This is a genomic window from Veillonella parvula (genome assembly GCF_032472435.1).
In the GTDB taxonomy this organism is placed as follows: Bacteria; Bacillota; Negativicutes; order Veillonellales; family Veillonellaceae; genus Veillonella; species Veillonella parvula_N.
Map to the genome: position 1 here is coordinate 463,558 of NZ_JAWEGM010000001.1, position 14,626 is coordinate 478,183.

Sequence of the window (14,626 nt, forward strand, 5' to 3'; positions counted from 1 at the left end):
TATACCTCCTAAAACTTTATAATCTATTCAACAACTTTTACCATTGCTGGACGTATACAACGACCATCAACAGTATAGCCAGTTTGCAAAACTTCACACACCGTATCGGATTCATATTCATCTGACGGTACACGCATAATCGCTTGATGGAAATTTGGATCAAATGGTTGACCCATAGCTTCAATAACAGCTAAACCATGTTTAGATAACATAGCCATCAAATTTTGATGAATCATAATGAATCCATCGAGGAATACTTTTGCTTCCCCTTCTGCAGGACTTTGAACGGCCCGTTCAAAGTTATCCAATACAGGAAGAAGGTCCGTTAATACATCCCCTTTTACATATCCAGCAAGTTGCTCTTTTTCCTGGTTAGTACGACGTTTGAAATTTTCAAAGTCCGCTTGTAACCGTTTATAGCGATTATCAAAGTCGGCTTTAAGTTCTTCTAACACTTGAGCAGCATCAGCCACAGCTTCTTCAGTTTTTTCAACAGTTGGTTCCTCTACATTCGTAGTATCCTCTGTTTCCTCCACTGTTTCTTGTTTAATGTCTTGTTCTTCAGCCATTATTTGCCCTTTCTGTTTTGTTCTTTTACCATAGTTTCCATTATATGTTTCATATGGGACAACATGCCGATGATACGTCCGTATTCCATCCGCGTTGGACCAAGAATAGCAAGAGTTCCGATAGGCTGATCTTGATTCGTAAAATCAGCTTGTACCACACTCATTGAATGTAGCGCTTCAGTTTCATTCTCAATACCAATCTTGACCTTAACAGGTGTTGGAGAATCATCTTTTAATAACTGTCCTAATTGATTTTGTTCTTCCACTAAGGAAAGCAAGGGTTGTACCTTCTCAACAGACTTAAACTCTGGTTGATTTAACAACTCTGTGGTACCTACCGAATAGAACAACTTACGTTTATTAATAGCTCGTAATAATGTCTCCGAAAGGATTAATAAAATTCCCTGCGGTCCTTCCATATGGACCAATATAGATCCTAAAGCCTCAGCCGTTACATGACCAATACTTACATTCTGTAGTGCATTGCTAAATTGTATGGCTAGACTTTGTAAAAGCTCTGGTGAAACACTTTCACCAAAGTACATCAACTCATTATCGAGTGCTCCTGTTTCAGTAATAACTACCATAATGGCTTGATGACTATCTAGCGGTAATACATGAATGTATTTGATTAATGCTCTATCATGGGCTGGTGCCAAGAATAAACTCATGCTATGACTTACCTGTGAAAGTAGTTTAGCCATATTTAGAAAGAGTTCACTCGTTGATCCATTGGAACGTTTCCATAACATTTCAATTTTTTCAGCATCCTGTAATGGAACAGGTTGTCGACTCAGCATAGAATCAACATATAAGCGATAGCCCTTAGCTGAAGGAATACGTCCAGCCGATGTATGAGGTTGCTCTAAATAGCCTAATTCCTCTAAATCGGACATTTCGTTCCGCACCGTAGCAGGACTGATGCCAAGATCATAATTTTTAGCAATCGTTCGAGATCCTACAGGTTCTGCGGACTTAACATAGTCTTCAATTATGACTCGCAAGATGCGCTGTTTTCTTTCATCCATAATGACACCTCTTGTTAGCACTCATGAACTTTGAGTGCTAATCGCATGTATAATATTATCATATTCAAAAAAAATGTCAAGCAGAAAAATCCTTGAAAAGTCAAATAATATCTATTTAGTCAAAAAGACAATTCAATATTTTTAATTAATTGGTCAAAAAATCAAAGTGCAACAATAAGAAAACACTTATACTATCTACGTTTATGTCATATCCTAAAATTTCAATATTAGAATATATTGGTCTAATAAAATTTATATTATTAAAACCTAAAATAGTATAAGTGTTTATATATAATAATTTAGTTGTCAATAAACTCTTAGTTAAAATACTTTTTTGGCCCAAGAATTTACGGACTATAAACTATAAATCAATTAGAACTAAAATGTACTAATTGATTTATAGTTCTACCCCTTCTAATGGATTGCCGAGACGCTCTAACAGTTTCCCCATACGTTCACGAGGTTCACCATATTTAGCATACCAATCAATCAAAATATCTACAGCTTTTTTAGATTGCTCAATAGTTAGTTTTCTTGCTAAAATTTTTCCTGCTTCAGGTCTCATGCCTGTATTACCACCAACAGCCAACATAAAACCTTGAGATGTACCGATAAAGGCAATATCTTTTACCATTGCATCTGGGCAGTTACGTCCACATCCACTGATGCCGATTTTGCACTTGTGAGAGGTTTTTCGGCCGTAATGTTTTCTCTCTACATAATCAGCCAATTCTTTAGTTTCCATTTGTCCATTTTTACAATGGCCTTTACCTACACAAGCAATTAAGGAATTAACACCTCTATGAATAACAGTGGTCACGCCATCAGGCAATTCAGAAATAAACTGTTCCTTATCATCTTTTTCAATACCTGTAATTTGTATACCTGTTACAACATGACGGAAGGATCCACCATATTTTTCAGCAAGTTCTATGCATGCTTTCATTTGATCTAAAGTAAATTCATTATGTAAACCGTGTAATATTACAGATGTCTTCATCGCTCCTCCTCAAATCTAGCATGCTTATTCACCATCATCCTATTTATACTAACATATTAGATTTTGAGAAACTGTGAGAAATTACTCACGAATAAATTGACTAAATACATAGTTCCCATGCTTGGCACCTTCAGCGGTTAAATGATAACTTGCATTTTGATACTCTAATAGACCTTTACTAACTAAATCCTCTAAAGTAGTAGCAAACAAATCATGGATAGATACGCCAAATTTATCTTCGAATTTTTGCTTATCAAGGCCCCATTTAGTGCGAAGAGCTAAAAAACAAAAATCCTCTTGAGCTCGTTCTAAAGTAATCGTCTCCGTATCGATAGTAGGCATAATATATCTGTCAACAGATTGTATATAGGGCATTACATTACGATTATTACTACGGCGTACTCCGTCATAGAAGGAATGAGCACCAGCACCAAAGCCTAAATAATCTATATAGTGCCAATATTTTAAATTATGACGACTATAGGAATTAGCCTTGGCGAAATTTGAAATCTCATATCGTTCAAAGCCTAAATCTTTTAATCCGTCCATCATCATGTCATACATGGATTCATCAATGGTTTCACTAGGAATAGAAATAAGGTTCTTTTGTACTAAATGATATAAATAGGTCCCCACTTCTACTTGTAATCCATAAGTAGAAATATGATTAATAGGCAACTCTTCTACGACTGCTAAATTACGTTTAATATCGTCTAAGGATTGTCTTGGTAATCCATAAATCAAATCAATATTAATATCAGCAAAGCCCGCCTCTTTAGCACCATAAACGGCTTGTTTTGCCTGTTCCCCGTTGTGACTGCGATGAAGCATGGTAAGTGCCTTATCGTCAAATGTTTGAACACCAAAGCTAATACGATTAAAACCAAGCTTAACTAATTTCGTTAAATAATGTAAATTTACTTCCCCAGGATTCGATTCAATAGTCATATGACAATCGTCAATAATTGTAAAAGTATTTTTGATTTTATCAAGAATCATCTGTAGTTGTTGAATCGATAATTCTGTAGGCGTACCTCCACCAAAATAAATTGTATCAATAGCTTTAGATGTAGACTCTGGATGTTCAGAGACCCATAAATCGATTTCTTGAACTAAAGCATATACATAGGTTTCGTAATAATCTTGTAAATTTTGGTAAGCAGGAAAATCACAATACATACATTTCTGTTTACAAAAAGGGATATGGACATATAGCCCCATATCCCTCAGTGTAGACAGATTCAGAATATCAGAATCTGTTTTCATTTTATTAGTCCTCAACCTTGAGAATCGCCATGAATGCTTCTTGTGGAATCTCTACGGAACCGACAGACTTCATGCGTTTCTTACCGGCTTTTTGTTTTTCAAGTAATTTACGCTTACGAGAGATATCGCCACCGTAACATTTTGCCAAAACATCCTTACGCCAAGCTTTTACAGTTTCACGAGCCACAATTTTTGTACCTACCGCCGCTTGAATAGGAATTTCAAACATTTGACGAGGAATCAATTCTTTCAATTTCTCAGCTAATGCACGACCACGTGTAGCTGCACGGTCTTTGTGTACAATAATGGACAATGCATCCACAGGATCTCCATTTAAGAGAATATCCATCTTAACCATTGGAGATTGTTTATATCCAATCAATTCGTAGTCAAGGGATGCATAACCCTTTGTAGCGGATTTTAATTTATCAAAGTAATCATAAATGATTTCACTCAATGGCAAGTGATAAACGACAGATACGCGTGTTTCATCCAAATATTCCATAGATTGATATTCACCGCGTTTATCTTGGGACAACTCCATAATAGTACCAACAAAATCTTTAGGTACAATTGTTGTAGCCTTTACATAAGGCTCTTCGATATAGTCAATTTCCGTTGGAGGTGGTAATTTAGCAGGATTATCGACTTCGAGCATTTCCCCATTTGTTTTGTACACTTTGTAATTTACAGATGGAGCCGTCGTAATAAGCGTCAAGTTATATTCACGTTCTAAACGTTCTTGAATTACGTCCATATGCAAAAGGCCGAGAAACCCACAACGGAAACCAAAGCCCAATGCCAATGATGTTTCTGCTTCATATTCTAAGGCAGCATCATTAAGCTGTAACTTTTCTAATGCATCTCGAAGGTTTTCATAGTCTTTAGACTCTGTTGGGTAAAGGCCACAGTACACCATAGATACAGCCTTACGATAACCAGGCAATGGCTCAGTTGCAGGATTATTAGCTAATGTTACAGTATCGCCTACATGGCAATCTTTTACATTTTTGATGCTAGCTGCAATACAACCTACTGAGCCACATTGTAATTCTTGCACAGGTACAAGATTGGGAGTAAAAATACCGAGTTCTGTAACATCAAAGTCCTTTTTATCATGCATCATGCGAATTGTATCTTTTGCTTTTATAGACCCTTCTTTTACGCGGACATAAGCAATAGCACCTTTATACGCGTCAAAACGGCTATCAAAAATCAAAGCTCTTGTTGGCTCATCAGATTTATCTGGTGGTGCAGGAACTTTATTTACAATAGCTTCTAAAATATCAGGAATACCGATACCTGATTTGGCAGAGCATAATACAGCATCAGATGCGTCTAAACCAATAATATCTTCAATTTCTTGTTTAACGCGATCAGGATCTGCTGACGGCAAATCAATCTTGTTAATAACAGGAATGATTTCAAGATCATGTTCTAAAGCGAGATATACATTTGCCAACGTTTGTGCTTCCACACCTTGTGCAGCATCGACTACGAGTAATGCCCCTTCACAGGCTGCAAGAGAACGAGATACTTCATAGCTGAAATCGACGTGGCCTGGAGTATCGATGAGATTCAAAATATATTCTTCACCGTCTTGCGCTTTATACAAAATACGAACAGATTGCGCTTTAATAGTAATGCCGCGTTCACGTTCAAGGTCCATGGAGTCCAAAACTTGAGCCTCCATTTCACGTTTTTGTAATGTACCAGTATATTCAATTAATCTATCAGCGATGGTTGATTTACCATGGTCGATATGAGCTATAATACAGAAGTTTCGAATCTTTTTCGTTGACATACTATGTAAACAAGTTCAAAGAACTTGCATTCTCCTTTCTAACATACGCGATCGATAACAGCACCTCCCAATAATTGAGTGCCATTATAAAAGGCTACAGACTGACCTGGGGTAATAGCCCGTTGTGGTTCTTCAAAAATAACCTCCATTGTATCGTCATCTAAAATACGTGCTGTGCAAGGAGAAGGGTTAGCTGCATAGCGAATTTTTCCTTCTGCCTTCAATTCCTTATGAATTGTATCATCTAAGAAGTTATAGAACTTACAAATCATACGATTTGTAAAGAGACGTTCATTAGGACCCACGATGACCTCATTACGATCCCCATTAAATCCAATAACATATAAAGGGTGTTTATAAGCAATACCAAGGCCTTTACGTTGACCAATCGTATAATTAAATAAGCCGTTGTGCTTACCTAATACCTCACCATCTTCGGTAACGATATTACCAGACTCTGGCTTACCCTTCATTTCTTCTACCACTAGCTTTTGATAATTCCCATGAGGCAAGAAACAAATATCTACGCTATCTGGTTTTTTAGCGACTGGCAAATCATATTCAGCAGCTAATTTACGTGTTTCAGTCTTACATTGACCACCTAATGGAAACATAAGATGACTCAAAATACGTTGGTTCATATTGTACATAACATAACTTTGGTCTTTTGTAGGATCAACACCTTTATGTAACTCATATAGACCTGTTTCTTCATTATAATTTACTTGTGCATAATGACCAGTTACCATATGTGTGGCACCTAATTCAAGAGCACGATTGAGCATCAAGTCAAACTTGATGTTCTTGTTACAAAATACACAAGGATTTGGCGTACGACCATAGGCATATTCTTTTACAAAGTAATCTACTACGTTTTCGTAGAATACATCACGAGCATCGATAACATGATGCTCGATACCAAGAAAATCACACATCTTCTTAGCATCAGTTACGGCAAGAGGCACCTCATCATAGGGCGTACCACTCACCCATAACCATAGGGTAATACCAAATACTTTATAGCCTTGTTTTAATAGCATTGCAGCAGTTAAAGAACTGTCTACGCCGCCACTCATAGCTACAGCGATAACTTTTTCCATACTTTCTCCTTTTAATGATCTCTTGATCATAAAACTAATCAGGGTGAAAGCCTGACGTGTAAAACACTAGTTCGGTGTAAAAGTCCGAGTAGTATTGCTATAAAATTATAGCAACTTATATTATAGCCTAGAAATAGGTATATTGAAAAGATTTGAAATAAAAAGAATCCCTTTCACAAAAGAAAGAGATTCTAAATATTATCTATGTTTTAATAGTTCTTCAGCAGCTCCTAAAATACCAAGCATGGAATGTTCAAATACTAGGCCACCCTGCATGAAAATTGTATATGGTGGACGTATAGGACCATCGGCACTGAGTTCAATAGAGGAACCTTGTACAAAGGTACCACCAGCCATGATGATTTTATCTTCGTACCCAGGCATATCCCCAGGAATAGGATGTACGTGAGCATCTACAGGAGAATAGGCTTGCATACCTACACAGAAATGCTCCATTTCTTCCCCATTTTTCAGATTAATGGCTTGAATCAAATCATAGCGATCAGCATTTACCTTAGGGAATACATCATAGCCTAGTAACTCACCTACAGCAGCCGTATATACAGCACCTTTAAGAGCTTGTAATACTACGTGAGGTGCCATAAATAAACCTTGGAAGAACAAGCGATAACCAGGAGCATATGAACCCATATGATCGCCAAGTCCAGGAGCTGTCAATTGATATGCTGCATCCTCTACAAGGTTTTCTCTACCAACAATATAACCACCAGTTGGTGCTAAACCGCCACCTGCATTTTTAATGAGAGAGCCAGCCATAATATCAGCACCAGCTTCTAATGGTTCTTGCAGCTCTGTAAATTCACCGTAACAATTATCTACGAAACAAATCGTTTTAGAGTTTTTAGCTTTTACAGCATCTACAATAACCTTAACATCTGCAATAGATAAAGGTTCACGTGTGCTATAGCCTCGAGACCGTTGAATCACTACTACCCGCGTATTATCGTTAACAGCGTTAGCAATAGCTTCAACATCATAGGTATTATCTTTCAATGGAACCTCAGTATAGGTAAAGCCTTTTTCTACTAAAGAACCACGTACTTCACGAGCGGCACCGATAACGGATTGCATTGTATCATAAGGAGCCCCTACGGCATAGATAAACTCTGTCCCTTTAGAGCCATTTCCCATCAAAGAAATTAATGTAGTAGCTAACGCATGTGTACCAGAAACAAAATGAGGACGAACGATAGCCTTTTCACCTTTAAATACATAGGCAAATACTTCATCTAATTTTTCACGCCCTACGTCGTTATATCCATAACCAGTAGTACCAGTGAAATGATAATCAGATACTTGGCATTCCTTAAAGGCTTCTAATACTTTTTTTGTATTGGCCAATGCAATAGGTTCAAATTTCTTAAATTCTGGTTCAGCCATTTCTAGGGCTTTACTGCGTATTTCTTCTAATGTCATGCTAATCCTTCTCTACGGATTAAATCCATAGCTTTATTAAATATAAAATCTTTAGATGTATTGCTATCAATATGTATCCATTCTATATATGGCATACGTTTATACCATGTAATTTGGCGCTTAGCAAAATGACGTGTATTCTTCTTAATTAAGTCACGACACTCATCTAATGTCATATTGCCATTTATATAGTCTACAACCTCTTTATAGCCAATACCTTTAAAAGCTTGGCAATCTGGATTCACTCCAGATTTTATGAGTTGTTCCACCTCTTCAATCAAACCTGCATCAAACATCATATCAACGCGTAAATTAATACGTTCATATAATTTATCACGATCTCTTATGAGACCGATAACAGGTCCTTTATAGGATACACCATTTTTTGTCTGATTTCGCAACGAATCTACATCACCATGATGCAATATCTCAATAGCTCGATACAAACGATGTTTATCGCTATATTGTATCTCTATATTATGCTCTTTACCTAATGTGAAAGCATAGTTTCGTAAGCCTTCAATACCTTTTGTACTATAGAGCTCATCGAGTTCTGCTCGCAAATATTCGTCAGGTTTAACATCATTAAAGTTGTAGTTCTCCAATAATGATTGGACATACAGGCCTGTACCACCAGACAGAATAGGAAGAATATTTCTATCTTTTAATCTTGCAATTATTTCTTTAGCTTGATCTTGAAAAATAGATACCGAATATGAATCATTTGGTTCCAGTATATCGATGAGATGATGTTTCACCCGATTAAGTTCATCCACCGATGGTTTAGCGGTACCAATATTAAGTTGTTTATAAACCTGATAAGCATCACCAGAAATAACCTCAGCATGCAGCTGTTCTGCTAGGTCCAAGGTAAGATCTGTTTTGCCTACCGCAGTAGGTCCAACGATGGTAATTAAGGGATTCACAATAACTCCTTCATATATACACCATAGCCTATGCGGCTATATTTTCCTCCTACCCATTTATGAGGTGGATATTTCTGAAAAACAGAACTAAATGGTCGTTCTTTAATGATAACACCATAAGAGGCAACACGCATAGCTTCCTCCATAATTTTATCATCAATATGACTTTCCACAGTATATCCACGAAGTGGTTTAAATTGAGGACTATCCTCTACAGGGACCTCAAACATGGGGTCAAAATAAATAATATCTACACTTTCATCTGGTAGATTAGGTACATAATTTTCAAAGGTATCATAACTTACCTCAATACGACGTAATGCGTCCGTCACACTTTTCACATTATGCAAATAATGAGCTAAACCATAAGATGTGGCAAGCCATATAGGTAAAGAACCTTCTAGGCCTTTTATTTTAGCCTGAGGAAAAGCATAGCTCACCACGATACTGTCACTACCAAGACCAATTGTACAATCAAGAAACGAAAATTCTTCTTTATCAGTTATTTCATTAGTACTTAGTATTGTCTGAACAGCATTAATTAAATGATCTCCTTCTCCACGTTGCAAACGTAGTATACGTAATTGAGCCATGGATAAATGAAAGCTATGTTGCTGATTATCAGGAAAATGAATAGTTAAGCCATTACCAGAAAGAACAGCAATAAAATCACATGGATAAGCATTAAATAATGCTGGTATAGATAATTTTCCTCTTTTTATATAGGTCATATGCATAGAGGAAGCCAACGCTTTGGCTTCCTCTTGAATGGCCTCATTAGATTTTTGAGCTGTAGTTAATATATTCATATTAAGACCGTAAGAATAATTTACCTAATTCATCAGGCGTAAATTTGATGATCGTAGGACGACCATGAGGACATACATATGGTTTTTCGGTACTAAATAAGTCCTCAATTAAGGTAGTCATTTGATACATATTTAAATTATGACCTGCCTTGATGGCCCCTCTACAAGATGCATAGGCTAACATTTCATGTCGTAATTGAGCCTTAGTAGGCTGTTGATGATCATGCAAGTATGAAAATACATATTGGAGAATTTCAAATGCTTTTGACTCTACCAAATCTACAGGGGCTCCCACAAGTTTTATCTTAGTAGGACCACCCAATTCTACATCAAAGCCAAGATCGAGTAATGTTTCTCGTTCGTCCTCTACTAAATTCATTTCATCATCTGTGGCCTCACTATACTGAGGAACCAAAATAGATTGCATAGGAATCGATTCAGAAGACTTACACAACTTATCATAACGCACACGCTCATGTGCGGCATGTTGGTCTATGATATATAGATCATCACCTTTTTTAGCTAATATATAACAAGATGCAACTTGCCCCATTGGTAAAAAGCCCGAGTTTTGAATTGTACGACCTTCTATCTCTTCGTTACGAATATCGTGAGACAAGGATTTAAACTTTTCTACATCTTCCGTAGTATAACTAGTGTATGCAGTAGGAACAGCTTCAAAACTTTCATCCACGAAAGAGGATTGTTCATAAGTAGCCTTAGGTGCAGGTGGTGTATACCCCTTAGTTTTAAGGTTCTCCACAAACTGTGAAGTTTCATCGCGCAAAACTTCATAGCCTTTTGTACGGCGTTCACCAAAAACCTTATCATAATCTATAGCTGTTGCTATATGTTCAGCAGACTGCATCGAATCGTGTACAACAGTAGGTGTTTGATAAGAATCATAAGTAGTATTATCAGCTAAGGATGTACTATTAGAACTAAAATTCTTAATATTACTATCACTATTACTAGCAATATCATTACCATATTTATCGGATATATTATCAACTGTACCAGTCATATAAGATGATGACTCTCGTTCGTATCTCTCATGGAGTGGATTATTTAAAGCATTTAAGATACCGTGATATACGGCTTTAAATATAATCTTATCATCTGAGAATTTAACTTCACTCTTGCGAGGGTGTACGTTTATATCAACCATTCTCGCAGGCACAGTAATATTTAGTACCACCAAAGGATGACCATTTTTCGGTAATAGTGCATGGTATGCATTATCGATAGCCTTCATTATGGTTTTATCAGAAATCACTCGATTATTGACGATAATAGTTTGCCATATCCTTGTACTCTTAAGAAGTGTAGGCTTACTCACTACTCCATCGATATAGATAGAATCACTTTCATAGGCAACAGTAAAAATATCATCTTTAGTTTTATATCCATATAGCGCAGCTACAGTATCACTAATATCGCCATTTCCTGGTGTAATAATAGCTACCCGATCATCGATGATAAGCTTAAAAGAAATATGTGGATTACTTAGAGCTAATTTCCCTACAATATCTTGAATTTTAGAGGCTTCTGTACGCTCCGTCTTTAAAAATTTACGACGAGCCGGCGTATTATAAAATAAATCTTTAATTTCGATAGTTGTACCAGGTGCTGCACCATAAGGAATACAATCGGTAAAAGTGCCGCCATCAACAGTAATACGAGTCCCCAAGTCAGAGTCTGCTTTACGAGTAGTCAAAGAGAAATGAGATACAGAGGCAATACTAGCCAAGGCCTCACCACGGAAACCGAGAGAAGCAATATCAAATAAATCCTCTACCTGTTGTATTTTAGAGGTGGCATGACGCAAAATTGCTAAACGAGCATCCTCTTCCGTCATACCAATGCCATTATCGGTAATACGCATATAGGCCACACCACCATCACCAATTTCAATCTCTATATTGGTTGCAGACGCATCAATAGAGTTTTCAATGAGCTCTTTAATAACTGATGCGGGACGTTCAACGACTTCACCGGCAGCTATCTTATTGATTGTCGTTTCATCCAATACGTGAATGGTTGCCATTATTTCCCACCTCCTTTACGAGCCTCCTCTTGTAGTTCATATAATTTATTTAATGCTTCAATTGGAGTCATACTCATTACATCGACTTCCAGTAAGCTATCTACTACGGAATGGGTAAATAAATTGTCTAGTGGAGAGTCACTAACTTGCTTAACAGCTGGTTTTACCACATTAATAGGTTGAGCGACCATAACACGATTATTTAAGTCACTTGCATCATGACTTTGGTCTTCTAAAGATTCCAAAATCACTTCAGCTCGTTTTAATACAGAGTTAGGTAGGCCCGCAAGTCTAGCAACATGGATACCATAACTGCGATCTGCACCACCTTTAATGATGCGTCGCAAGAAAGCAACATCCTTCCCTTTTTCTTTAACTGCAACGGTATAATTTTTTAATTTACTATAGCTTTCTTCTAAGCAAATCAATTCATGGTAGTGCGTTGCAAATAAAGTCTTGCTATGAATGTGCTTACAAATATGTTCCACTACGGCTTGTGCGATACTCAAACCATCAAAGGTACTCGTACCCCGACCAATTTCATCGAGAATAATTAAGCTATTATGAGTAGCATTTTCTAAAATATACGCTACCTCTTTCATTTCTACCATGAACGTGCTTTGACCAGTAGAAATATCGTCGCTAGCACCGACACGTGTAAAAATACGATCCACAGGGGAGATAGACGCTTCACGAGCAGGGATAAACGATCCAATCTGTGCCATAATCATTAAGATAGCCGCTTGACGCATGTAAGTAGATTTACCTGCCATATTAGGACCTGTAATGAGTAAGAATTCCTCATCATCATGATTTAGAACAATATCATTTGGTACGAATACCTCTCGTTTTAAAAACTTTTCAATAACCGGATGGCGACCATCGCGAATATTGATTTGACCATTCATTACAATAGTTGGACAAATATAATTTTCTTCGTATCCAACTAATGCTAATGAGCATAATACATCAAGGTCTGCAAGGGCACGAGCCGTTTCTTGTACTTCTTTAATAACGAGTTTGATATCATTGCGTAATTGTTGATATAGTTCGTGCTCCAAAGCAATGATTTTATCTTTCGCACTGAGAATTTTTATTTCAAACTCTTTTAACTCAGGCGTAATATAACGCTCAGCATTGGCCAAGGTTTGTTTTCGAATGAAATAGTCTGGCACTTGTTCTGATTTACTATGTGATACCTCAAAATAGTAACCAAACACTTTATTGTAACCAGTCTTAATTTTTGAAAGCCCTGTAGCTTCTTTAATATCCGCTTCCATCTTGGCGAGCCATTGCTCGCTATTAGTCGCTAAAGAACGTAGCTCATCTAAATCAGCATTAAAGCCATCTTTAATAACTCGACCATCTTTTAATGTCAACGCTGGTTGCTCTGCAATAGCACGACATAATAAGTCATAAATATCTTTATGATCATGAATGCGTTCATTAATCGACGTTAAAGCTAGACTTGAACATGTACTTAATACATTCTTAATATCCGGTAAAACTGCTAATGACTCACGAAGAGCTGTTAAATCTCTTGGAGATACAGATCCAGTTTCAACACGGCCAACGATACGTTCAAAATCGTAAATACAATCTAAAAAGCTTTGAATATGAGAGCGTTCAGCACCGCGTGTAATGAGTTCTGCCACGGCCGCTTGGCGACGTTGAATTTGATTTACATCAGTTAACGGGCTTTCAAGCCATTGTTTTAAAAGGCGTGCCCCCATTGGTGTCAACGTACGATCTAGCACATCAAGTAAAGTACCTTTTTGACCACCATCACGTAAATTGTGAGTAATTTCAAGGTGACGCAAAGAAGATGTATCAAGAATGAGGCGATTACCTACACTTAATTGATGTACATAGTTGATATGAGAAATTTCAGACTTAATTATATCTTCTAAATATAAAAGCATATAACCTAAAGCTTCCCATACGTCCTCTTCCATAAGGCCTAAATCACCAAAATGAGTGACAGCTTTTTCAGATACTTCACGCTGTGTATAGTAGGTAGAAAAAGGAGAAAATACGACATTACTAAATTGGTTTTCAATAAAATCTCGAATATCTTGCGGTAATATCGTTCCTTCAGGCAATATGATTTCACTTGGTCGATACATGCTAAGTGCATCGTACATATCACTGCGTTTTTCACAATTTGTAATGCGATGCCAAATAACTTCGCCTGTAGATACATCGGAAAACACAAGAATCCACGCATCTTTTACCATATAAAATAATGATAAAAAGTTATTTGACCTTGCATCGTTGCCATTCTCCGTCATCACCGTCCCCGGTGTAATGACTTTTATAACATCGCGCTTAACGATGCCCTTTACCGCTTTTGGATCCTCTAATTGCTCACAAATAGCAACCTTATACCCCTTTTTAATGAGCGTTTCAATGTAGCTTTCAGCAGCATGAAAAGGAACGCCACACATCGGTGTGCGTTCCTCATCTCCTGTAGGTCGACCTGTTAAGGTAATATTAAGTTCACGAGATGCAACTAAAGCATCATCATTAAATAATTCATAAAAGTCACCTAAGCGAAAGAACAGTAATTCTTCAGAGTATCTAGATTTAATATCTAAATACTGCTCCATCATAGGTGTTTGCTTTTTACTCATATTCACC

At 37.0% G+C, this 14,626-nt stretch carries 11 protein-coding genes; all 11 read right to left on the bottom strand.

Features of this window, described 5'->3' with window-relative positions; genetic code table 11:
- Nucleotides 1-23: 23 nt before the first annotated feature.
- Nucleotides 24-569, bottom strand: coding sequence for a nucleotide exchange factor GrpE (grpE, locus tag E7A03_RS02130; protein WP_024061688.1), 546 nt, complete (start codon nucleotides 567-569; stop codon nucleotides 24-26).
- Entirely contained in the window at nucleotides 569-1,597 is a 1,029-nt protein-coding gene (gene hrcA, locus E7A03_RS02135; protein ID WP_101928258.1) for a heat-inducible transcriptional repressor HrcA, read from the bottom strand. Before hrcA ends, grpE begins: the two co-directional genes overlap by 1 nt.
- Before the next feature lie 397 nt (nucleotides 1,598-1,994).
- Nucleotides 1,995-2,597: a nitrite/sulfite reductase domain-containing protein gene (locus E7A03_RS02140; RefSeq protein ID WP_024061690.1), complete on the bottom strand. Its 603-nt coding sequence runs from the start codon at nucleotides 2,595-2,597 to the stop codon at nucleotides 1,995-1,997.
- 81 nt (nucleotides 2,598-2,678) lie between these two features.
- Nucleotides 2,679-3,863: a radical SAM family heme chaperone HemW gene (hemW, locus tag E7A03_RS02145; RefSeq protein WP_215675679.1), complete on the bottom strand. Its 1,185-nt coding sequence runs from the start codon at nucleotides 3,861-3,863 to the stop codon at nucleotides 2,679-2,681.
- Between the two features lie 4 nt (nucleotides 3,864-3,867).
- On the bottom strand, nucleotides 3,868-5,667 hold the full coding sequence (gene lepA / locus E7A03_RS02150; RefSeq protein WP_004695729.1) for a translation elongation factor 4: 1,800 nt from the start codon (nucleotides 5,665-5,667) through the stop codon (nucleotides 3,868-3,870).
- A 38-nt stretch (nucleotides 5,668-5,705) separates the two neighbouring features.
- Nucleotides 5,706-6,767, bottom strand: coding sequence for a tRNA 2-thiouridine(34) synthase MnmA (mnmA, locus tag E7A03_RS02155; RefSeq protein WP_004695727.1), 1,062 nt, complete (start codon nucleotides 6,765-6,767; stop codon nucleotides 5,706-5,708).
- 198 nt (nucleotides 6,768-6,965) lie between these two features.
- Nucleotides 6,966-8,204: a methionine gamma-lyase family protein gene (locus tag E7A03_RS02160; protein ID WP_008713866.1), complete on the bottom strand. Its 1,239-nt coding sequence runs from the start codon at nucleotides 8,202-8,204 to the stop codon at nucleotides 6,966-6,968.
- Nucleotides 8,201-9,130, bottom strand: a complete 930-nt coding sequence (gene miaA, locus E7A03_RS02165; RefSeq protein ID WP_287508911.1) for a tRNA (adenosine(37)-N6)-dimethylallyltransferase MiaA — start codon at nucleotides 9,128-9,130, stop codon at nucleotides 8,201-8,203. The genes E7A03_RS02160 and miaA overlap by 4 nt, the downstream gene beginning before the upstream one ends.
- Nucleotides 9,127-9,939 carry a class I SAM-dependent methyltransferase gene (locus E7A03_RS02170; RefSeq protein ID WP_287508913.1) on the bottom strand — a complete coding sequence of 271 codons (813 nt, stop codon included), beginning with the start codon at nucleotides 9,937-9,939 and terminating at the stop codon, nucleotides 9,127-9,129. The genes miaA and E7A03_RS02170 overlap by 4 nt, the downstream gene beginning before the upstream one ends.
- Nucleotide 9,940: 1 nt before the next feature.
- Entirely contained in the window at nucleotides 9,941-11,986 is a 2,046-nt protein-coding gene (gene mutL, locus E7A03_RS02175) for a DNA mismatch repair endonuclease MutL (RefSeq protein ID WP_287508915.1), read from the bottom strand.
- Nucleotides 11,986-14,619, bottom strand: a complete 2,634-nt coding sequence (gene mutS, locus E7A03_RS02180; RefSeq protein WP_316059632.1) for a DNA mismatch repair protein MutS — start codon at nucleotides 14,617-14,619, stop codon at nucleotides 11,986-11,988. Before mutS ends, mutL begins: the two co-directional genes overlap by 1 nt.
- Nucleotides 14,620-14,626 lie beyond the last annotated feature (7 nt).